The sequence below is a fragment of the Pseudomonas sp. HY13-MNA-CIBAN-0226 genome, assembly GCF_040310305.1.
Lineage (GTDB): Bacteria > Pseudomonadota > Gammaproteobacteria > Pseudomonadales > Pseudomonadaceae > Aquipseudomonas > Aquipseudomonas gregormendelii.
Genome location: NZ_JBEOPS010000005.1, coordinates 120,792 through 140,873 on the forward strand (window position 1 = coordinate 120,792; position 20,082 = coordinate 140,873).

Below are 20,082 nucleotides of genomic sequence, written 5' to 3' on the forward strand. Positions count from 1 at the left end.
CATGCTCAAGCAAGCCCTGGCGCAAAACGGTCTGATCGCGATCCTGCGTGGACTGCGTCCGCAAGAAGCGGCCGCCATTGGCGAAGTCCTGTATGCCGCCGGATTTCGCGTCATCGAAGTGCCGCTCAATTCCCCCGAGCCGTACGACAGCATTCGCATCCTGCGCAGCATCTTGCCGGCCGATTGCCTGATCGGCGCAGGCACAGTACTCACGCCGGAGCAGGTCGAGCAGGTGAAAGCCGCGGGCGGCCAGGTGATTGTCATGCCCCACAGCGATCCCAAGGTGCTGCGTGCGGCCAAAGCGGCCGGCCTGTTCCTGTCGCCCGGTGTTGCCACTCCCACCGAAGCATTCGCCGCGCTGGCCGAAGGCGCAGACGTACTCAAGATGTTCCCCGCCGAGCAAATGGGCCCCGCCGTGGTGAAAGCCTGGCTCGCGGTGCTGCCGCCAGGGACTGTTCTGGCCCCGGTTGGCGGGATCACGCCCGACAACATGCAGGTGTTTATCGACGCCGGCGTCAAAGGTTTCGGCCTGGGTTCCGGGCTGTTCAAGCCGGGCATGACGCCAGAGCAGGTGGCGAACAACGCCAAGGCCTACGTGGCTGCCTGGAAAGCCCTTCGCTAAGACTTCTTGGCGCTGCTAGCGCTGCATCCAATAAGAGAGAGATACAGATGAAAATCACCAAACTCACCACCTTCATCGTGCCGCCGCGCTGGTGCTTCCTCAAGGTCGAAACCGACGAGGGCGTGACCGGTTGGGGCGAACCCGTGGTCGAAGGCCGCGCCCACACCGTCGCCGCAGCCGTCGAAGAATTGTCCGACTACCTGATCGGCAAAGACCCACGCAACATCGAGGACATCTGGACTGTGCTCTATCGCGGCGGCTTCTACCGTGGCGGTGCCATCCACATGAGCGCACTGGCGGGTATCGACCAGGCGCTGTGGGACATCAAGGGCAAGGCGTTGGGCGTGTCTGTCAGCGATCTGCTGGGTGGTCAGGTTCGCGACAAGATTCGAGTGTATTCCTGGATCGGTGGTGACCGCCCGGCGGACACAGCCCGTGCGGCAAAAGAAGCGGTGGGACGTGGTTTCACTGCGGTGAAAATGAACGGCACCGAAGAATTGCAGTTCCTCGACTCCTTTGAGAAAGTCGACCTGGCATTGGCCAACGTTGCTGCCGTGCGTGACGCGGTGGGGCCTAACGTCGGCATCGGCGTGGACTTCCATGGCCGGGTGCACAAGCCCATGGCCAAGGTGTTGATGAAGGAGCTGGATCCGTACAAGTTGATGTTCATCGAAGAACCGGTGCTCAGCGAAAACTACGAAGCGCTCAAAGAGCTGGCGCCGCTGACCAGCACCCCGATCGCCCTAGGCGAGCGGCTGTTCTCGCGCTGGGATTTCAAACGCGTGCTCAGCGAAGGTTATGTCGACATCATCCAGCCGGATGCGTCCCATGCCGGCGGTATCACCGAGACCCGCAAGATCGCCAACATGGCTGAAGCCTACGATGTCGCCCTGGCGCTGCATTGCCCGCTGGGCCCGATCGCACTGGCCGCCTGCCTGCAGCTGGATGCGGTTTGCTACAACGCGTTCATCCAGGAGCAGAGCCTGGGCATCCACTACAACGAGAGCAACGACCTGCTGGATTACGTCAAGGATCCGCGGGTGTTCGACTATGACAAAGGCTTCGTGAAAATCCCCAACGGCCCGGGCCTGGGGATCGAGATCAACGAGGAGTACGTGATCGAGCGCGCAGCCGTCGGCCATCGCTGGCGCAACCCGATCTGGCGCCACGCCGATGGCAGTTTTGCCGAGTGGTGAGTGCTCTCTGATCCACCGCAAATTCCTGTGGGAGCCGGCCTGCTGGCGATTTGGTCGGCACCCCGGGTATTTTTGGTGACTGACTCACCGCTATCGCCAGCAGGCTGGCTCTCACAGTTTGATCTCCATGGACAGGGAGATTTGCGGCAAACCCCGATTTCACATCGACCTCAATAAACATAAAAAGAGGCATCCCCCATGCAACCGCAAACCCTCACCGGGCAGGCGTCGTTGGTGGCACCCAGCCGTAAGCGTTTTTTCATCATGGTGCTGCTGTTCATTACCGTGGTCATCAACTACCTGGACCGCAGCAACCTGTCGATCGCCGCCCCGGCGCTGACCAGCGAGCTGGGCATCGATCCCATTCACGTGGGACTGATTTTCTCCGCCTTCGGCTGGACCTACGCTGCCATGCAGATCCCCGGCGGCTGGCTGGTGGATCGCGTGCCGCCGCGCATTCTCTACAGCGTTGCCCTGTTGTTGTGGTCGATTGCCACTGTAATGCTCGGCTTCGCCGCCAGCTTCATCGCGCTGTTCGTTCTGCGCATGGCCGTTGGTGCGCTTGAGGCGCCGGCCTATCCGATTAACAGCCGCGTGGTCACCACCTGGTTTCCTGAGCGCGAGCGTGCCACGGCCATCGGCTTCTACACCTCCGGACAGTTCGTTGGCCTGGCCTTCCTGACACCAGTACTGGCGTGGTTGCAACACCAGTATGGCTGGCACATGGTGTTCGTCAGCACGGGTGCAGTCGGCATTCTGTGGGCGGTGATCTGGTACGCGGTGTATCGCGAACCACGGGACTTCAAGGGTGCCAACGCCGCCGAGATCGAGTTGATCCGCGAAGGTGGCGGGCTGGTGGATATCCAGGCCGAGCAGGCCAAGGTCAAGGCGAAATTCAGCTGGACTGACCTGGGCATCGTTCTGACCAAACGCAAATTGTGGGGCATCTACCTCGGTCAGTTCTGCCTCAACTCTACCCTGTGGTTTTTCCTGACGTGGTTCCCGACCTACCTGGTGAAATATCGCGGCATGGACTTCATCAAGTCCGGCCTGCTGGCGTCGCTGCCGTTTCTTGCCGCGTTCGTCGGCGTGTTGTGTTCGGGGTTCTTCTCGGACTTGCTGATCCGGCGCGGCTACACCGTCGGGTTTGCGCGCAAGTTGCCGATCATTGGCGGCCTGCTGATTTCCACCTCGATCATTGGCGCCAACTTCGTCGAGTCTATGCCGCTGGTCATCGCCTTTCTCGCGCTGGCATTTTTCGGAAACGGGCTGGCGTCGATCACCTGGTCCCTGGTCTCGACCCTGGCCCCGGCGCGGTTGCTCGGCTTGACCGGTGGCGTGTTCAATTTCATCGGCAACCTGTCGGCGATTACCACGCCAATCGTCATCGGTTTCCTGGCTACCGGAGATTCCTTCGCTCCAGCGATCACCTATATCTCGGTCCTGGCGCTGATCGGCGCACTTTCCTACGTGCTGCTGGTAGGCAAGGTCGAGCGTATCAAGTTGTAGTGACCACCATCGGGCGACCATAATGCCGCCCGTCACTCGCTCAACGGTAAAGGCTGGATATGCAGGAAGACTCCGCAAAAATCGCCAAGGACGCCGCACCGACCGGCACCCAGACGTTGCTTCGGGGCCTGGGTGTGGTCCAGGCCGTGGCCAGTGGCGCCCGCGATCTCAAGGAAATTGCCCGGCTGATCGGGACTACGCGTAGCACCACTCATCGCCTGGCCAGCTGCCTGGTGGACGAGCGTTATCTGCGCGTGGTGCCGCAAGTCGGCTATCTGTTGGGGCCCAAGCTGATCGAGCTGGGTTTCCAGGCGCGCGAAGAGCTGCCGTTGGTGACCCTGGCCGGGCCTTATCTGGACGAATTGTCGGCATTGACTGGCGACACCATTCACCTGGCGATTCGCGAAGGCGACGAGGTGCTTTACCTGCACAAGAATCCGGGGCGCAATGGTCCGGAAATGCGTTCGCGGGTGGGCCATCGCATGCCGTTGGCGCGCACCGGCATCGGCAAGGCGCTGATGCTCGATGACAGCCAGGAAGAATGGCAACGGCTGTACGAAGTCAGCTTGCCGGTGGGTGGGAAAAATCTGTTCTGGCCGCAGCACCCGGAGCAATCCTGGGAGCAGTTTCAGCAGCGCATGATGGAATACGTGGCTGGCGGTTATGCCTTCGATCTGGAGGACAACGAGCCATCGATCCGCTGTGTCGCGGCGCCGATTCGTGATGCCAGCAAGCGTATCGTTGCCGGCATCAGCATCGCCAGCACCGTGCCGTACATGCCGCTGGAAAAAATGGCCGAGCTGATTCCCCTGATCAAAGGGGTCACAGCCCGGCTGTCGGCCGAGCTGGGTGCCAAGGTCTGATTACACCTTCAGGGTGGCCATGTCGATCACGAAGCGGTACTTCACGTCACCGGCAATCATGCGGGTGTAAGCCTCATTGATCTGGCGGATGTCGAGCATTTCGATGTCGCAAGTGATGTCATGTTCGGCGCAGAAATCCAGCACTTCCTGGGTTTCGGCGATGCCACCTATCAGCGAGCCGGCCAGCACCCGACGATTCATCACCAGCTTGCCGGCGTGGACCGGCGGTTCCACCGGTTCGATCAGGCCCACCAGGATGTGCACGCCGTCGAATCTCAGGGTGTCGAGGTAGGGATTGAGGTCGTGCTGCACCGGAATGGTGTCCAGCAGGAAGTCGAAATGCCCTGCGGCCGCCTTCATCTGTTCGGCATCTGTGGACACGATCACGTGGTCGGCACCCTGGCGACGACCTTCTTCGGCCTTGCTCGCCGAGCGGGTGAACAGCGTGACTTCGGCGCCCATGGCCTTGGCGAACCTGATGCCCATATGGCCCAGGCCGCCCATGCCCAGAATCCCGACTTTGTCGCCGGCCTTCACCCCGTAGTGTTTGAGCGGTGAATACGTGGTGATGCCGGCGCAGAGGATCGGCGCAGCGCTGGCAAGGTCGAGTTTTTGCGGTATGCGCACTACAAAGTGCTCGCTGACCACGATACTGTCGGAATAGCCGCCCATGGTGTTACTGCCATCGACCCGGTCGGGGGTGGCGTAGGTCATGGTCGGACCTTCCAGGCAATACTGCTCCAGATTCGCCTGGCAGGCTTCGCAGCTACGGCAGGAATCGACCATGCAGCCAACGCCAACCAGATCGCCTACTTTATGCCGGGTGACGTTCGCACCGATGGCGGTAACCTTGCCGACAATCTCGTGGCCGGGCATCAACGGGTAAACGGCGATGCCCCATTCGTTGCGGGCCTGATGAATGTCGGAGTGGCAGACGCCACAGTAGAGAATGTCGATGGCCACGTCGTCGGGGCGCGGGCTGCGACGTTCGAATTTCATCGGGGCGAGGGGCGTGGAGGCCGACTGGGCGGCATATCCGATAGCGGTGTACATGAGGAACCTCGCAAAAGCAGTGACAAGTGAGGCGAGACATTTTGGCCGCCCAACCTGTCACCGGCCATGGCGATTCCTCCGTGTGTCATGCCTATTCCTCCGATATCAATGGTCGTGTGATCAATTGGCCAACCAGACCTGCGATGATGGTTTCATACCTTTTTTCGCGACTTTTTTGGTGAAGAATCCCCATGTTGTTAACCCGTCATCTCGATGCCAATGCCACGCTGGTTTCGCTGATTGAGCCCCTGACCACTCGCGATGGTTTCGCCCCTACGCCGTTGCCGGGCGTCCAGGTTCTAAGGGCCAGTTGTGATGTCGCGCGCGGTCCGCAGATCTACGAGCCCAGCCTGGTGATCATCGCCCAAGGCAGCAAACTGGCGTACCTGGGGCCGCGTACGCTGGAATACGGAGCCGGGCATTATCTGATCCAGGCATTGCCGGTGCCGTTTGAGTGCGAAACATTTTCGGCGCCGAATGGGCCTATGCTGGGGGTTTCCATCGCCATTGATCGGGTGCTGCTCGGTGAGCTGGTTCTGGCCATGGGGTTGGCGCCGGGGCGGCATATTCCGGCACAGACACCGGAGTCCATGACCTCGGCGGTGCTCGACGATGGCATGCGCGGTTGCGTGGAGCGGCTGTTGCGCTGCCTGCACGATCCGCTGGAATGCCGGATCATGGGCCAGGCGCGGTTGCGTGAGTTGTTGTACGTGGCATTGCGCGGGCCTCAGGCCGATGTGCTGCGGGCGCTGGTTGAACAACAGGGGCAATTCGCACGAATTGCCGCCTCGCTCAGTCATCTGCATGCGCACTACACCGAACCGCTGAACGTCGAGACCCTGGCCAGTTGCGCGAACATGAGTGCGTCGACCTTCCACGAGCATTTCAAGCGCAGCACGCTGTTGTCCCCGGTGCAGTATCTCAAGCGCTTGCGCTTGCTGAAGGCCCAGGCCTTGCTGATGGCCGAAGGGTTGGGCGTGGCGCAAGTGGCGCATCGGGTGGGTTACCAGAGCACTTCGCAGTTCAGCCGCGAGTACAAGCGCTACTTCGAGCGCAACCCCGGCGAAGAACGCGCCGCCTGACCCCCCATAGATCCCCTGGAGCTGCCGCAGGCAACAAAAAGGCCCCCATTCCGGGAGCCTTGATGTTCAGGCGCTGGACTTACATGTTCGGGTAAGTCGGGCCACCGGCACCTTCCGGCGCCACCCAGGTGATGTTCTGCGCAGGGTCCTTGATGTCGCAGGTCTTGCAGTGCACACAGTTCTGGGCGTTGATCTGGAAGCGCTTCTCGCCGTCTTCCTTGGTCACCACTTCATACACGCCGGCCGGGCAGTAGCGCTGGGCTGGTTCGTCGTACAGTGGCAGGTTCTTGCCAATCGGGATGCTCGGGTCGGTCAGCTTCAGGTGGCAAGGCTGCTCTTCTTCGTGGTTGGTGCCGGAGATGAACACCGAACTGAGCTTGTCGAAGCTGATCTTGCCGTCTGGCTTGGGATAATCGATCTTCTTGCAGTCAGCCGCGAGCTTGAGGCACGCATAGTCCGGCTTGGTGTCGTGCAAGGTGAACGGCAGTTTGCCGCCGAAGATGTTCTGGTCCAGCCAGTTGAAACCACCACCCACGATGGCGCCGAACTTGTGAATCGCCGGACCGAAGTTGCGGCTGGCGAACAGTTCTTCGTGCAGCCAGCTCTGCTTGAAGGCATCGACGTAGCTGGTCAGCTCCTCAGTGCCGTCTTTTTCGGCAAACAGCGCTTCAGCCACGGATTCAGCGGCGAGCATGCCGGACTTCATCGCGGTGTGGCTGCCCTTGATCTTGGCGAAGTTCAGGGTGCCGAGGTCACAGCCGATCAGCGCGCCGCCCTTGAAGACCATCTTCGGCAGCGAATTCAGGCCGCCTTTGCAAATGGCGCGAGCGCCGTAGCTGATGCGCTTGCCGCCTTCCAGGTACTGCTTCAGTACAGGGTGATGCTTGAGGCGCTGGAACTCGTCGAACGGCGAGAGATAGGTGTTGCTGTAGGAGAGATCGACGATCAGGCCGACAACCACCTGGTTGTTTTCCAGGTGATACAGGAACGAGCCACCGGTGTTTTCAGTGCCCATGATGTCCAGCGGCCATCCGGCAGTATGGACCACCAGGCCTGGTTGATGCTTGGCCGGGTCGATTTCCCAGATTTCTTTCAAGCCGATGCCGTAGTGCTGGGCGTCTGCCTCGCTGTCGAGGTTGAAGCGCTTGATCAGTTGCTTGCCGATGTGGCCACGGCAACCTTCGGCGAACAGCGTGTATTTGCCACGCAACTCCATGCCCGGGGTGTACAGGCCTTCTTTCGGATGACCTTCGCGGTCAACGCCCAGGTCACCCGTGATGATCCCGCGCACCACGCCGTTTTCGTCGAACAGCGCTTCCTGTGCGGCGAAGCCCGGGTAGATCTCCACGCCCAGGTTCTCGGCCTGCTGGGCCAGCCAGCGGCACAGATTACCCAGGGAGATGATGTAGTTGCCTTCGTTGTGCATGGTCTTGGGCACAAAGAAGTCAGGAATTTTCTGCGCGTTGTCGGCGTTCTTCAGGACAAAAATGTCGTCGCGCGTGACAGGCGTGTTAAGCGGCGCACCCAGTTCTTTCCAGTCCGGGAACAATTCGTTCAGGGCGCGGGGTTCGAAAATCGCGCCAGAGAGAATGTGAGCACCGACCTCGGAGCCTTTTTCGACCACGCAGACGCTGATTTCCTTACCGGCTTCAGCGGCTTTCTGCTTCAACCGGCAGGCGGCGGAAAGACCAGCGGGGCCGGCACCGACGATGACGACGTCGAATTCCATGTATTCGCGTTCCACAGGTTATCTCCTACTCAAGGCTCAACAGTTTTTTTTCTAATTGGAGGTTTGGTATCGCATCCATGAATTTCTGCGCAATGCGCCGAACAGGACAATCGATTGACCACCTTTCTCTCTGGGTGGCGCATTATATCTACACCACTCTCAGCGTCCAATACAAACGTTTGTTTGAATTGGCTCAAGCCCAGAGAAATCAAAGTCACGCGGCTTATGAACGGCCATTTTGCCGTATTGACCGGAATAGGTGTTCCGGTCAAGATACGGTCGGTTTTGCGCTCGCCGTAGGCTGGCTGTTGGTTTCAAGAGCACCTCTAAAGACAGGGCGATGGCAGTAGAAGGTGATGCGCAGCGCGGGTTTGGCGCGCAGTTTACACGCCGCGATAATGAATGACTCGTTAGTCACCCCTGACCAACGGTCATCAACATTATGAGCGATGGTCACTTGACACTTATGCCGGCGTTTTTAGAGGTGCCCTTGCGCCCGATGAGTATCAACCGCCAGGTTCGCCTAGGCGGCTTTCTTTTCACCGGAGAGTAACGAGGAATCCATGAAGGTTCTTGTAGCTGTCAAACGCGTTGTTGATTACAACGTCAAGGTTCGCGTCAAGGCGGACAATTCCGGCGTTGACCTCGCCAACGTCAAGATGTCGATGAACCCATTCTGCGAAATCGCAGTGGAAGAAGCCGTACGCCTGAAAGAAAAGGGTGTTGCGACTGAAATCGTCGTCGTCTCCGTCGGCCCGTCCACCGCTCAGGAGCAACTGCGCACTGCGCTGGCCCTGGGTGCCGACCGCGCCATCCTCGTCGAATCCGCTGAAGATCTGACTTCCCTGGCCGTTGCCAAACTGCTCAAGGCTGTTGTCGACAAGGAACAGCCACAGCTGGTGATCCTTGGCAAACAAGCGATCGACAGCGACAACAACCAGACTGGCCAGATGCTCGCGGCATTGAGCGGTTATGGCCAGGGCACGTTCGCGTCGAAAGTGGAAATCAGCGGCGACAGCGTTGCCGTGACCCGCGAAATCGACGGCGGCGCGCAGACGGTTTCCCTGAAACTGCCGGCCATCGTCACCACCGACCTGCGTTTGAACGAGCCGCGTTATGCGTCCCTGCCAAACATCATGAAAGCCAAGAAGAAGCCTCTTGAAGTGCTGACTCCGGATGCTTTGGGCGTTTCCACCGCCTCCACCAACAAGACCGTGAAAGTCGAAGCGCCTGCTGCACGCAGCGCGGGTATCAAGGTCAAGTCGGTGGCTGAACTGGTCGAGAAACTGAAAAACGAAGCGAAGGTAATCTGATTATGACTATCTTGGTAATCGCTGAACACGACAACAAGGTAGTGGCCCCGGCCACCCTGAATACCGTAGCTGCCGCTGCCAAAATCGGTGGCGACATCCACGTTCTGGTTGCCGGCCTTGGCGCTGGCGCCGTGGCTGAAGCCGCTGCGAAAATCGCTGGCGTGGCTAAAGTGCTGGTGGCCGACAACGCCGCCTATGCGCATCAGTTGCCGGAAAACGTTGCGCCTCTGATTGCAGAGCTTGGCAAGGGCTACAGCCACATCCTGGCTGCCGCCACTTCCAACGGCAAAAACATCCTGCCACGTGTTGCTGCTGCGCTGGACGTTGACCAGATCTCCGAGATCATCTCGGTAGAAAGCGCTGACACTTTCAAGCGCCCGATCTACGCCGGTAACGCCATTGCCACCGTTCAGTCGAACGCGTCGGTAAAAGTGATCACCGTGCGTGCTACCGGTTTTGACCCGGTGGCGGCTGAAGGCGGTTCGGCATCGGTTGAAACCGTTGCTGCTGCTGCTCACGACGCTGGCACTTCCAGCTTCGTTGGCGAAGAGCTTGCCAAATCGGATCGTCCGGAACTGACTGCTGCCAAGATCGTCGTTTCCGGCGGCCGAGGCATGCAGAACGGCGACAACTTCAAACACCTGTACGCCCTGGCTGACAAGCTGGGCGCTGCCGTGGGCGCGTCCCGCGCTGCGGTCGACGCAGGTTTTGTCCCTAACGACATGCAGGTCGGTCAGACCGGCAAGATCGTTGCGCCACAGCTGTACATCGCCGTCGGTATCTCCGGCGCGATCCAGCACCTGGCCGGCATGAAAGACTCCAAGGTGATCGTCGCGATCAACAAGGACGAAGAAGCGCCGATCTTCCAGGTGGCCGATTACGGCCTGGTGGCGGACTTGTTCGAAGCCATCCCTGAGCTGGAGAAGCTGGTCTAATCCAGCGGCTTCACTTATAAAGAGCCCGGCCTTATGGCCGGGTTTTTTTTTGCGCCCCCTTTAGGAGCGAGCTTGCTCGCGATGGAATTCAACGATGACGCCGGGAGCCTGTCACCCTGCGGTATCCTCGGTTTTTTCGCGAGCAAGCTCGCTCCTACAGGTGGTATTGGTTTGACTGGGAGGGTGTCGTGCATCGAGTTTTCGGTTGTGTATTGCTGGGTTTGACGGTGCTGCCTGGACTGGCCAATGCCGCAGGCAAGTGCGAGCGCCTGGTGGTCACCGGCAGCCCGGATGCACCCCCTTATCTGTGGCAAGACCCGCAGGATCCCAAGCACCTGATCGGCGCCAGTGCCGATCTGTTGCAGCAGGTGGCGGGGCAGTTGGGCATCAAGGTCGAACTGCTCTATGCCGGCAAACGGTCCCAGGCGCTGGACGAAGTGCGCAGCGGGCGCATGGATCTGCTCGCCGATGCGCCGCTGACGTTTGGCGAGCTCGACTCCCTGGATTACATTCATCCGCCCTTACTGGAGAACGACTACCTCGTCTGGACTCGCAAGGATTCACCGCTGGTCTACAACCAGGCACAAGACCTTCATGGGCATGCCGGTGCGATCTCGGAAAAGGCACGGTTGACGCCGCAGTTCGGTACGTACGCCGAGCAGCAATTGGCCCTGATCCGCACGCCCAACCTGACGCAGGCATTGCAGAAACTGCTGTTGGGTGAAGTGGAGTTTGTGCTGGCGGGCCGATATTCGGGCATCGCCGCCGCGCAGTCGCTGAGCATGGCCAATGACCTTGTCGCCCGTGCTGAACCGGTCGACAAACCCGGGCTGTATCTGGCGGTTTCCCACAACTCGGCGTGCAACGATCCGTGGTTGCGCGGACAGCTGGCGAAAAAGATGACAGAATTGCCCGCGTCCGGTCTGGCGGAAGCCGCGTTGCAGCGCAATATCGAGCGCTGGAAATTGCAGCAGCAACAACCCGTCAGTACCCCAAAACAGTAGGGATTTTTAGTGAGTATTCGACCTCTTTTCGCTGCCCTGGCCGTTCTGGCTCTGGCGGGTTGTGCAGCCGATCCGGCGCCGAATGAACAAATGCGCCTGACCGAGCAGGCGCTCGAACAGGCCAAGGCCGTGGGGGCTACCGCCGCCGACGTACCGGAAATGAAACTGGCCGAAGACAAGTTCAACCGCGCCCAAGGCAGCATGAACGACCAGTCCTTCAAGAATGCACGCATGCGCGCCGAACAGGCCGAACTGGATGCGCGCCTGGCCGAAGCCCGGGTGCTGACCCTCAAGAGCGAAGAGCAGTTGAACGTACTGAATACCCGCATCACCCGCTTGCGCAAGCAATTGGGAGATGCCCAATGAATAATGCGTCCAGAGCCTTTGGCGGCTTGATCCTGGTGGGTTGTGCAAGCCTTTATGGCTGTGCCGGCCAGCACAGTGAAACCGCGTTGCAGGAAGCCGGTATTGACTTCCAGAAGGTCAAGGAAGACTCCAACGTGCTGCGTATTGCGCCCAAGGACGTGATCCGGGCCGGTGAATCCCTGGCTCGCGCCGACCGTCTGTCCAGCTACTGGGGCAGTGGCTCGGACGTGCTGCATTACGCCTACCTGAGCCAGCGCTACAGTGAAATCGCCCGGGAGCACACCAACCAGGTGCTTAACGAAGAGCGCGCGGCCAAGCTCGAACTGGAACGCCAGCGCCTGCAACTGGCCCTGCGCGAATCCAAGTTGCTCAGCGTGCAACAGCAGGGCAAGTGGCTGGAAGAGCAGATTGTTGCACTCGCCACCACCCAGACCGATCGCGGGTTGGTCATGACCCTGGGTGACGTGTTGTTCGACACCGGCGAAGCAGAGTTGAAAAGCTCCGCTAACCGCGTGGTGCTGAAGATCGTGCAATTCCTGCAGCTCAATCCCAAACGCGTGGTCCGTATCGAGGGTTACACCGACAGTACCGGTGGCAAGCAGGAAAACCTCAAATTGTCCCGTGACCGCGCGCAATCCGTGGCCAATGTACTGATGGACCTTGGCATTGATGACAAGCGCATCAAGGTCGAAGGTTACGGCGATGAGTATCCGGTCGACGTGAACGCCTCGGAACGGGGGCGGGCACAGAACCGTCGGGTGGAAATTGTGTTCTCCGATGAAAAGGGCCAGCTCGGCGCCGCCCGTTAACGGCGGCTGAACTGCATACAACCCGGCAATCCATATTGCTACATGGTAGGAACGAGCTTGCTCGCGAAAAACTCATCGACACTGCGTTTATCCAGACTTCACGCGTTATCGTTGCCGTTTATCGCGAGCAAGCTCGCTCCTGCAGTGGTAAGCCAGTACAGTTTTTGCTGACACTGCACTGTACGGTCAACTATTCTGGCAACTGTCCCCGTACACTTCTAAACTGTTCCGGTACTGTGTCACATAAGAATAAAATGCCCGTGAAATCGAGTGCTGCGTCATGACCAATCTCTTGCTGTACCAACGTATTGCTCAACAACTGGCAGAAGACATCCGCCGCGGTGTCTATCAACCGGGGGAGCGCGTGCCTTCGGTGCGCAAGATGAGTTCGCAGCTCAACGTCAGCCATGCCACCGTGTTGCAGGCTTACGCCAATCTCGAGGATCAGGGGTTGATTCGTGCCCGGCCTCAGTCGGGCTATTACGTGCACCAAACCCCGGCCCTGACCGCGCCGACCCCGGACATCGCCAGGGTCGAACGCCCCAGCCTGGTCACGCGCAGCAGCATCATTCAACAGGTGTTGGTCGAGTCCCGCCGCGAAGGGGTGTTTCCTCTTGGCGCTGCAGTACCGAGCGTCGATTACCTGCCGGTGCGGGCCCTGCATCAGCAGTTGGCCAAGGTCACGCGGTTTCATAGCCCGCGGGCCTTCAGCTACATGTTCAGCCCAGGCTTTGAACCGCTGCGGCGCCAGGTGGCGATTCGAATGCGTGATGCCGGAGTGGTGGTCGATCCCTCGGAAGTGGTGATCACCCACGGTTGCGTCGACGCCCTGCAGATGTCCTTGCGCGTGCTGACCCGGCCGGGTGACCTCATAGCCGCCGAGTCGCCGACTTACTATGGGTTGTTGCAACTGGCTGACCTGCTGGGCCTCAAGGTCATCGAGATTCCCAGCGACCCCGCCACCGGCATGAGCCTGGAAGCCCTGCAACTGGCCGCCAACCAATGGTCGATCAAGGCGCTGGTTCTGACCACGCGCCTCAGTAATCCCCTGGGCGGCACCATGCCCGAGGAACGCCAGAAGCAACTGCTGCGCCTGGCGTCGGACTTCGATATCCAGATCGTTGAAGACGATATCTATGGCGAACTGATGTTCGAGCAGGGCCGTACCAAGGCGCTCAAGGCCTATGACCGGCTGGATCGGGTGATCTATTGCTCAAGCTTTTCCAAGACCCTGTCCCCCGGGGTGCGCATTGGCTGGATGATTGCCGGAAAGTACCAGCAGGAAATCCAGCGCCTGCAGACCTTCAGCACCCATTCGGCCTGCAGTGTCACCCAGATGGGCATTGCTGCTTATCTGGAAAATGGCGGCTACGATCGGCATTTGCGCTACATCCGCCAGGAATACCGCAAGAACCTCAGCGCCTTTCAACTGGCCGTCCAGCAGTACTTTCCCGAAGGCACGCAAATGACCCGGCCCACCGGCGGTTTCATTCTTTGGGTAAGCCTGCCGGGGCGAGTGAACACCCAGGAACTGCATGTGCGGGCGTTGCAACAGGGGATCAGCATCGCCCCTGGGCTCATATTCAGTAACACCGAGCAATTCAACCACTGTATCCGTCTCAATTGTGGCATCCCGTGGAACCGTGAAGCAGAGCGTGCCTTGATGACTTTGGGCATGCTCGCCACCCAGCTTTGCCAGGAAACGGCGGCCGGTTTTTGACGGGATGGGCAGGTTATTGCTGTGCATACTTGTCTTGTGCCGGCTAACAGGCGAGCATATGGCCCTCTGCCGTTAGTGTTGCCGGGTCCATGAAATCGATTTTACCCGCCGTGTGGTTGTCGTTCTGCCTGCTGATGTCTTTTCAGGCACAAGGCCTCATGGCGGCTCCTGCCCAGCAAACTCCTTCGGCAAGCACGCCTGCAAGTCAGTCTACCCCGGCAAAAAAGACCGGCACTGTCAAAAAGGCGTCCCCCGCTAAACAGAACAGCAAGCCGGTGAAAAAACGCGCACCTATTACTTCCAAGTCCAAATCCGCCAGTGAAATAGCGAAAACCCCGCTACCTTCGGCCAAACTCGACCTGAGCCTGCCCAAGGAAATGGTTGAAGAGCTGGACCCGGTTGGCACGGTGCCGTTGCCCAAACACGATGCGATATTGCCGCAAATGTTTGGCGACAAGACGGGCAGCAGTCCTTTTCAGCTCAACGGGCGCCTGCTCAGCAACGAAATGCAGCTGCAGTTGCGCAATGAAGAGCGGCGCGACGTAGAAGGTGCCGCGCTGGAATTCGAATTCAAGCAATGATTGGCTCCCTCTTGTGACCCCAAGCCAGGACGCTTTGTCGGAGACTGATCGGTCACGCCCATTTGATCGAAAAACCTCGGCCGGTTTAATTTAAAACAACTGTTTTAGCGGTTACTCTGTGCACCGTCTTTACACATCGCCCGTCGCGAGGAGCTTGTCGTCATGAAATGCCGTGAGGGTTGTGGCGCCTGTTGCATTGCCCCTTCCATCAGTTCACCGATCCCCGGAATGCCCCACGGCAAACCTGCGGGAGAACGTTGCGTGCAACTGTCTGTCGAAAACCTGTGCAACATTTTCGGTAAACCGGAGCGCCCGGCTGTTTGTTCGTCATTCGCGGCCGACCCCGATGTTTGCGGCAACAGCAGCGAAGAAGCGATCAAACTGATTGGCTGGTGGGAGCAAATGACGGCGGCGTGATGTGTTCAACGGTCTGAACTTCAACAATAAGGAATAACACTATGGGTTCGCTGCATCGTTTGGCTGTGCTGTGTGGTTTGAGCGTTTTGCTGGCGACTTCGGTCCAGGCCGAAGAGTGGAAAGTTGCCAAGAACGAGGACGGTATCAAGGTCTCCTTGAGTGAAGTGGCCGGTTCTGATTACAAGGCTTACCAGGGCATCACCCTGATGAAAACCTCCATGGCCAAACTGCGCGCCTTGCAGGAGGATGTGCCGGGTGCCTGTGCCTGGATTCACGAATGCAAGCTGCAGAAACTGCTCAAGCATGAAGGCGACCAGAGCTGGACCTACTCTCAATTCAATACCCCATGGCCGGTGACTCCACGGGATTCGGTGCTGCACATCACCACCGTCGAAGGCGCCGATGGCAGCCTGACCCGCAAGCTCGAAGGCGTGCCCAAGTACATGCCCGAGGAAAAGGGTTTTGTGCGGGTGGTCAAGGTCGAGGGTTTCTGGAAGTTCGTGCCCAAGGGTGACCAGGTCGAAGTCACCTACCAGGTGCACACCGAACCGGGCGGCAGCGTGCCTTCGATGGTGGCCAACAAGTTTGTGGTGGATGCGCCGTTCAATACGTTGAAGGCGTTGAAGGAGCGGGCGGAGAAGTAATTTCGCTTTTTTGACCGATCCGTCCGGGAGCTGTGCAGGCGCTGCTTCGTTTCACTCGACAGCCCCTGCACCTGGCCCACCGAGGCCAACAGATCGAGCAACCCAAGCCTATATTTTGTATCCGAATATTCACTGCACGAAATTTTCACAACCCGTCCAAGACAATCTCGCCCGCGCCAACCCAAACAGTAATCAATGGCAATGCTGCGGGTGATCGTGCAACATTTGCGCACCGCGCAAGCCCCGGGGTCAGGTATCGACCAACAGAGGGCTAAGCGCCGCTGTATTTATGCAACTTCAACTTCCAATGGGTCCTAAAACGACATGGCAAACCCGGACGCCCTGAAACAGCAGCGAGCTTCAAGTCGCCTGCTGCAACCAACCGTCAAATCGCACCTGGCCTACACCTTGTTGTGCGCCCTGGTCATGATGGTCATGTTCAGCCTGCTGCGCGTTGCGCTGCTGGCCTACAACAGCGAGATGATCCTTGATACACCGGCCTCGACCTTCGCCGAAGCGTTCGTCAACGGTCTGCGATTCGACCTGCGCCTGGTGGTCTACCTCAGCATCCCGCTGGTACTGGCACTGTTCAGCGTCCGCGCAATGGCGGCCCGTGGTTTCTTCCGCCTGTGGCTGACCGTGGCTTCGAGCATCGCGCTGTTCCTCGGCCTGATGGAAATGGACTTCTACCGCGAATTCCACCAACGTCTCAACGGCCTGGTCTTCCAGTATGTGAAGGAAGACCCGAAAACCGTCATGAGCATGCTCTGGTACGGTTTTCCCGTGGTTCGTTACCTGCTGGCATGGGTCGGCGGCACTGTCATCCTCGCGCTGGCGTTCAAGGGTGCAGACCGCGCCACCCGACCACGCGGCCCGTTCAGCGGCGGTACCATCAGTACTCGCCAGGTGGCTCCATGGTATGCGCGCACTGCCGTGTTCGTGGTTTGCCTGCTGATCTGCGTCGTCGCGGCTCGCGGCACCTTGCGTCAAGGTCCGCCGTTGCGCTGGGGGGACGTCTACACCACCGATTCCAATTTCGCCAATCAGTTGGGCCTCAATGGCACGCTGTCGCTGATCGCTGCTGCCAAGAGCCGCATGTCTGAAGATCGCGATAATATCTGGAAGGCTACCTTGCCGCAGCCTGAAGCCCAGCAAATCGTGCGCGACATGCTGGTCATGCCTGACGACAAGCTGGTCGATCCGGACACGGCAGCCGTGCGCCGTGACTACACGCCACCGGCCGACAAGACCCTGCCGATCAAGAACGTCGTCGTGATCCTGATGGAAAGCATGGCCGGTCACTCGGTAGGCGCGTTGGGTGCCTCGGGTAACATCACGCCGTACCTCGACAAACTGTCGAAAGAGGGCCTGCTGTTCGATCGCTTCTTCTCCAACGGCACACACACCCACCAGGGCATGTTCGCCACCATGGCCTGCTTCCCGAACCTGCCGGGCTTCGAATACCTGATGCAGACCCCGGAAGGCAGCCACAAGCTGTCCGGTTTACCGCAACTGCTCAGTGTCCGTGATTACAACGATGTATACGTCTACAACGGCGACTTCGCCTGGGATAACCAGTCGGGCTTCTTCAGCAGCCAGGGCATGACCAACTTCATTGGTCGCAATGATTACGTGAACCCGGTGTTCTCCGATCCGACCTGGGGCGTGTCCGACCAGGATATGTTTGATCGCGGCCTGGTCGAGCTCAAGGCGCGGGAAAACGGCAAGCCGTTTTATGCGCTGCTGCAAACCTTGTCGAATCACACCCCATACGCCTTGCCGTCGCCATTGCCGGTCGAGCGCGTGACGGATCGCGGCAGCCTCAACGAACATTTGACGGCCATGCGCTACGCCGATTGGGCCTTGGGCCAGTTCTTCGAGAAGGCCCGCAAGGAGCCTTACTTCAAGGAGACCCTGTTCGTCATCGTGGGTGACCACGGTTTCGGCAACGAGCGCCAGATCACCGAAATGGACCTGGGTCGCTTCAACGTGCCGATGCTGCTGATCGCACCGGGCATCCAGGAGAAATTCGGCGAGCGTGACCACACCGTTGGCACCCAGATCGATATCGTGCCGACCATCATGGGCCGCATCGGTGGCGAAGTGCGCCATCAATGCTGGGGTCGTGACCTGCTGAACCTGCCGGAAGGCGACACCGGTTTTGGCGTGATCAAGCCTTCGGGCAGCGAACAGACCACCGCGATCATCACCGCGGATCAGATCCTGGTACTGCCCAAGGAAAAAGAAATGGCGCCGAAGGTATACCAGTATCAGTTGGGCGCTACACCCAAGGCCGAGGTCATCCCTGATGCACCGCGTACCGCCGAGCTCAAGCAGAAACTTGAAGCTTTCCTGCAAACGGCGACCAAGAGTCTGATCGATAACACTGCCGGTGTGGTTGACGGCAAGCCGGACTGAATGTCCAGGCAATAAAAAAGAGGCCCTTTTCAGGGCCTCTTTTTTTTCCTGTTAACGCTTTATATCTTGCCAAGCAAGAGCAGGATCAACAGCACCACCAGGACTACACCGATGATACCCGACGGGCCATAACCCCAACTTCTGGAGTGGGGGAAGACCGGCAAACCGCCTACCAGAAGAAGGATCAGAATAACGATTAGAATTGTGCCCATGTCTGTTTCCTTGTTGAAAGTGTTCCGGAATGACCTAGCTATAACTGTCAGCAGGAATGAATTAAATCCTGGCTGCTTAAATGATCCGACTGCGCTGATCGCGAGAAAATTCCAAGTTTTTTTAATGTTTTTCGAAGAAAGCCTTATTTCCTTTTTATTGGCTTAGTTCATCCGTCCGCGCCCGGGGTTTGAGCAGCCTATTCAGCAATCTGATGCAGCGTGGCTCCCGCTATCTCCTTCGCTACACTCGGCACATCTTCCCCGGAACAACAAGGCTGTCTGCTATGCAAAATCGCATGATGATCACTGGCGCAGGCTCGGGCCTGGGTCGCGAAATCGCGCTCCGCTGGGCGCGCGAGGGCTGGCAACTGGCCTTGTCCGATGTCAGCGATCCCGGCCTGCAGGATACCCTCAAGCTGGTGCGCGAGGCGGGTGGCGACGGGTTTATCCAGCGCTGTGACGTGCGCGACTACAGTCAACTGACGGCGTTTGCCCAGGCCTGCGAGGAGAAGCTGGGCGGCATCGACATCATCGTCAACAACGCCGGAGTGGCCTCCGGCGGGTTCTTCAGCGAGCTGTCCCTGGAAGACTGGGATTGGCAGATTGCGATCAACCTGATGGGCGTGGTCAAGGGCTGCAAGGCGTTCCTGCCGCTGCTGGAAAAGAGCAAGGGCAAGATCATCAACATCGCGTCCATGGCCGCGCTGATGCAAGGCCCTGCCATGAGCAACTACAACGTGGCCAAGGCCGGCGTGGTCGCATTGTCTGAAAGCCTGCTGATCGAACTGGCGCAGCAGGAAGTCGGGGTGCATGTGGTATGCCCATCGTTCTTCCAGACCAACCTGCTGGACTCTTTCCGAGGCCCGACGCCTGCGATGAAAGCGCAGGTCGGCAAATTGCTTGAAAGTTCGCCGATCACCGCTGCCGACATTGCCGACTACATCTATCAGCAGATCGGTGCCGGTGAATTCATGATCTTGCCGCACGAGCAGGGCCGTATGGCCTGGGCGATCAAGCAGAAGAACCCGCAACTGCTGTACAACGAAATGACGGTCATGGCCGATAAAATGCGCGCAAAGGCCAAACAGACCGCAGGCTGAGCTTGCCCGATGGTCCCGCCGTCGCTAGGGTGGCCGCCATCGGCCATTTTAGCGAGACCCTTGCATGCTCAATTACCTGTGGTTCTTTCTTGCCGCCTTGTTTGAAATCGCCGGGTGTTTTGCATTCTGGATGTGGTTGCGCCAGGGCAAGAGCGCCCTGTGGATTGTGCCGGCACTGTTCAGCCTGACGCTGTTCGCACTCCTGCTGACGCGCGTGGAAGCGACCTATGCAGGTCGCGCCTATGCCGCCTATGGAGGCATCTACATCGTGGCGTCAATTGGCTGGTTGGCGGTGGTGGAGCGGATTCGTCCCTTGAGCTCGGACTGGATCGGTGTGGCCCTGTGCGTGATTGGCGCGACGGTGATTCTCTTCGGCCCACGACTGTCGGCTTCCTGAAGGAAAGATCCGATATTCTGCGGTTTTGTCGGATAAATCCTACGGGGTGCTTCCCTCAGGTTTGTAGGGAAAAACTGATTTGCCTACAACATATTGAATGAGCGTTTTCTGC

General features: G+C 59.0%; 20 protein-coding genes. 17 read left to right on the plus strand and 3 right to left on the minus strand.

From position 1 onward, the window contains the following. Position 1: 1 nt before the first annotated feature. The 4 genes from AAEZ05_RS07280 to AAEZ05_RS07295 all read left to right on the plus strand — a co-directional run bounded on the left by AAEZ05_RS07280 (position 2) and on the right by AAEZ05_RS07295 (position 4,190). Positions 2-622 (plus strand): 2-dehydro-3-deoxy-6-phosphogalactonate aldolase, encoded by a 621-nt coding sequence (locus tag AAEZ05_RS07280; RefSeq protein ID WP_205892125.1) that lies wholly within the window; start codon positions 2-4, stop codon positions 620-622. A 47-nt stretch (positions 623-669) separates the two neighbouring features. Next, complete coding sequence (dgoD, locus tag AAEZ05_RS07285) at positions 670-1,818, plus strand: galactonate dehydratase (RefSeq protein ID WP_045061702.1); 1,149 nt, start codon at positions 670-672, stop codon at positions 1,816-1,818. A gap of 198 nt (positions 1,819-2,016) precedes the next feature. Continuing rightward, the gene (locus AAEZ05_RS07290; RefSeq protein ID WP_350646867.1) at positions 2,017-3,327 is read left to right on the plus strand and encodes an MFS transporter; all 1,311 of its coding nucleotides are present in this window, start codon (positions 2,017-2,019) and stop codon (positions 3,325-3,327) included. Positions 3,328-3,386: 59 nt separating this feature from the next. Further along, positions 3,387-4,190 carry an IclR family transcriptional regulator gene (locus AAEZ05_RS07295; RefSeq protein ID WP_045061700.1) on the plus strand — a complete coding sequence of 268 codons (804 nt, stop codon included), beginning with the start codon at positions 3,387-3,389 and terminating at the stop codon, positions 4,188-4,190. Here AAEZ05_RS07295 and AAEZ05_RS07300 read toward each other — a convergent pair whose 3' ends face one another. Beyond that, positions 4,191-5,243 (minus strand): NAD(P)-dependent alcohol dehydrogenase, encoded by a 1,053-nt coding sequence (locus AAEZ05_RS07300; protein ID WP_350646868.1) that lies wholly within the window; start codon positions 5,241-5,243, stop codon positions 4,191-4,193. A gap of 191 nt (positions 5,244-5,434) precedes the next feature. On the opposite strand from AAEZ05_RS07300, the gene AAEZ05_RS07305 reads away from it, so the two are divergent. Continuing rightward, entirely contained in the window at positions 5,435-6,325 is an 891-nt protein-coding gene (locus AAEZ05_RS07305) for an AraC family transcriptional regulator (RefSeq protein WP_350646869.1), read from the plus strand. 79 nt (positions 6,326-6,404) lie between these two features. Here the strand turns inward: AAEZ05_RS07305 and AAEZ05_RS07310 are convergent, their stop codons facing one another. Continuing rightward, complete coding sequence (locus AAEZ05_RS07310; protein WP_350646870.1) at positions 6,405-8,069, minus strand: electron transfer flavoprotein-ubiquinone oxidoreductase; 1,665 nt, start codon at positions 8,067-8,069, stop codon at positions 6,405-6,407. A 548-nt stretch (positions 8,070-8,617) separates the two neighbouring features. Here AAEZ05_RS07310 and AAEZ05_RS07315 point away from each other — a divergent pair. The 10 genes from AAEZ05_RS07315 to AAEZ05_RS07360 all read left to right on the plus strand — a co-directional run bounded on the left by AAEZ05_RS07315 (position 8,618) and on the right by AAEZ05_RS07360 (position 18,261). After that, complete coding sequence (locus tag AAEZ05_RS07315) at positions 8,618-9,367, plus strand: electron transfer flavoprotein subunit beta/FixA family protein (protein ID WP_007987229.1); 750 nt, start codon at positions 8,618-8,620, stop codon at positions 9,365-9,367. 2 nt (positions 9,368-9,369) lie between these two features. Beyond that, positions 9,370-10,302, plus strand: a complete 933-nt coding sequence (locus tag AAEZ05_RS07320; protein WP_350646871.1) for an electron transfer flavoprotein subunit alpha/FixB family protein — start codon at positions 9,370-9,372, stop codon at positions 10,300-10,302. A 188-nt stretch (positions 10,303-10,490) separates the two neighbouring features. Next, positions 10,491-11,306 carry a substrate-binding periplasmic protein gene (locus AAEZ05_RS07325; protein ID WP_045061694.1) on the plus strand — a complete coding sequence of 272 codons (816 nt, stop codon included), beginning with the start codon at positions 10,491-10,493 and terminating at the stop codon, positions 11,304-11,306. A gap of 9 nt (positions 11,307-11,315) precedes the next feature. Next, positions 11,316-11,672, plus strand: a complete 357-nt coding sequence (locus AAEZ05_RS07330; protein ID WP_045061693.1) for a DUF4398 domain-containing protein — start codon at positions 11,316-11,318, stop codon at positions 11,670-11,672. Beyond that, a complete protein-coding gene (locus AAEZ05_RS07335; RefSeq protein WP_350646872.1) occupies positions 11,669-12,481 on the plus strand; it encodes an OmpA family protein in 813 nt (270 codons plus the stop codon). The genes AAEZ05_RS07330 and AAEZ05_RS07335 overlap by 4 nt, the downstream gene beginning before the upstream one ends. A gap of 280 nt (positions 12,482-12,761) precedes the next feature. Beyond that, positions 12,762-14,201 (plus strand): aminotransferase-like domain-containing protein, encoded by a 1,440-nt coding sequence (locus AAEZ05_RS07340; RefSeq protein WP_045061691.1) that lies wholly within the window; start codon positions 12,762-12,764, stop codon positions 14,199-14,201. A gap of 89 nt (positions 14,202-14,290) precedes the next feature. After that, complete coding sequence (locus AAEZ05_RS07345; protein ID WP_205892130.1) at positions 14,291-14,782, plus strand: translation initiation factor 2; 492 nt, start codon at positions 14,291-14,293, stop codon at positions 14,780-14,782. Positions 14,783-14,944: 162 nt separating this feature from the next. Then, the gene (locus AAEZ05_RS07350; protein WP_045061689.1) at positions 14,945-15,199 is read left to right on the plus strand and encodes a YkgJ family cysteine cluster protein; all 255 of its coding nucleotides are present in this window, start codon (positions 14,945-14,947) and stop codon (positions 15,197-15,199) included. 41 nt (positions 15,200-15,240) lie between these two features. Then, on the plus strand, positions 15,241-15,843 hold the full coding sequence (locus tag AAEZ05_RS07355) for an START domain-containing protein (RefSeq protein ID WP_350601353.1): 603 nt from the start codon (positions 15,241-15,243) through the stop codon (positions 15,841-15,843). A gap of 324 nt (positions 15,844-16,167) precedes the next feature. Then, on the plus strand, positions 16,168-18,261 hold the full coding sequence (locus AAEZ05_RS07360; RefSeq protein WP_045061687.1) for an LTA synthase family protein: 2,094 nt from the start codon (positions 16,168-16,170) through the stop codon (positions 18,259-18,261). A 59-nt stretch (positions 18,262-18,320) separates the two neighbouring features. On the opposite strand, the gene AAEZ05_RS07365 is transcribed toward AAEZ05_RS07360, so the two are convergent. Next, positions 18,321-18,473 carry a DUF3309 family protein gene (locus AAEZ05_RS07365; RefSeq protein WP_010461760.1) on the minus strand — a complete coding sequence of 51 codons (153 nt, stop codon included), beginning with the start codon at positions 18,471-18,473 and terminating at the stop codon, positions 18,321-18,323. A gap of 284 nt (positions 18,474-18,757) precedes the next feature. Here AAEZ05_RS07365 and AAEZ05_RS07370 point away from each other — a divergent pair, with 284 nt between their 5' ends. Continuing rightward, positions 18,758-19,573 carry an SDR family oxidoreductase gene (locus AAEZ05_RS07370; protein ID WP_350646873.1) on the plus strand — a complete coding sequence of 272 codons (816 nt, stop codon included), beginning with the start codon at positions 18,758-18,760 and terminating at the stop codon, positions 19,571-19,573. A gap of 64 nt (positions 19,574-19,637) precedes the next feature. Continuing rightward, positions 19,638-19,970, plus strand: coding sequence for a YnfA family protein (locus AAEZ05_RS07375; RefSeq protein WP_045061685.1), 333 nt, complete (start codon positions 19,638-19,640; stop codon positions 19,968-19,970). Positions 19,971-20,082 lie beyond the last annotated feature (112 nt).

Coding starts and splice junctions, on each gene's coding strand:
- AAEZ05_RS07305 (WP_350646869.1), top strand. CDS start 5,435: ATGTTGTTAACCCGTCATCTCGATGCCAATGCCACGCTGGTTTCGCTG.
- AAEZ05_RS07290 (WP_350646867.1), top strand. CDS start 2,017: ATGCAACCGCAAACCCTCACCGGGCAGGCGTCGTTGGTGGCACCCAGC.
- AAEZ05_RS07375 (WP_045061685.1), top strand. CDS start 19,638: ATGCTCAATTACCTGTGGTTCTTTCTTGCCGCCTTGTTTGAAATCGCC.
- AAEZ05_RS07365 (WP_010461760.1), bottom strand. CDS start 18,473: ATGGGCACAATTCTAATCGTTATTCTGATCCTTCTTCTGGTAGGCGGT.
- AAEZ05_RS07355 (WP_350601353.1), top strand. CDS start 15,241: ATGGGTTCGCTGCATCGTTTGGCTGTGCTGTGTGGTTTGAGCGTTTTG.
- AAEZ05_RS07370 (WP_350646873.1), top strand. CDS start 18,758: ATGCAAAATCGCATGATGATCACTGGCGCAGGCTCGGGCCTGGGTCGC.
- AAEZ05_RS07335 (WP_350646872.1), top strand. CDS start 11,669: ATGAATAATGCGTCCAGAGCCTTTGGCGGCTTGATCCTGGTGGGTTGT.
- AAEZ05_RS07340 (WP_045061691.1), top strand. CDS start 12,762: ATGACCAATCTCTTGCTGTACCAACGTATTGCTCAACAACTGGCAGAA.
- dgoD (WP_045061702.1), top strand. CDS start 670: ATGAAAATCACCAAACTCACCACCTTCATCGTGCCGCCGCGCTGGTGC.
- AAEZ05_RS07350 (WP_045061689.1), top strand. CDS start 14,945: ATGAAATGCCGTGAGGGTTGTGGCGCCTGTTGCATTGCCCCTTCCATC.
- AAEZ05_RS07300 (WP_350646868.1), bottom strand. CDS start 5,243: ATGTACACCGCTATCGGATATGCCGCCCAGTCGGCCTCCACGCCCCTC.
- AAEZ05_RS07320 (WP_350646871.1), top strand. CDS start 9,370: ATGACTATCTTGGTAATCGCTGAACACGACAACAAGGTAGTGGCCCCG.
- AAEZ05_RS07360 (WP_045061687.1), top strand. CDS start 16,168: ATGGCAAACCCGGACGCCCTGAAACAGCAGCGAGCTTCAAGTCGCCTG.
- AAEZ05_RS07345 (WP_205892130.1), top strand. CDS start 14,291: ATGAAATCGATTTTACCCGCCGTGTGGTTGTCGTTCTGCCTGCTGATG.
- AAEZ05_RS07295 (WP_045061700.1), top strand. CDS start 3,387: ATGCAGGAAGACTCCGCAAAAATCGCCAAGGACGCCGCACCGACCGGC.
- AAEZ05_RS07315 (WP_007987229.1), top strand. CDS start 8,618: ATGAAGGTTCTTGTAGCTGTCAAACGCGTTGTTGATTACAACGTCAAG.
- AAEZ05_RS07280 (WP_205892125.1), top strand. CDS start 2: ATGCTCAAGCAAGCCCTGGCGCAAAACGGTCTGATCGCGATCCTGCGT.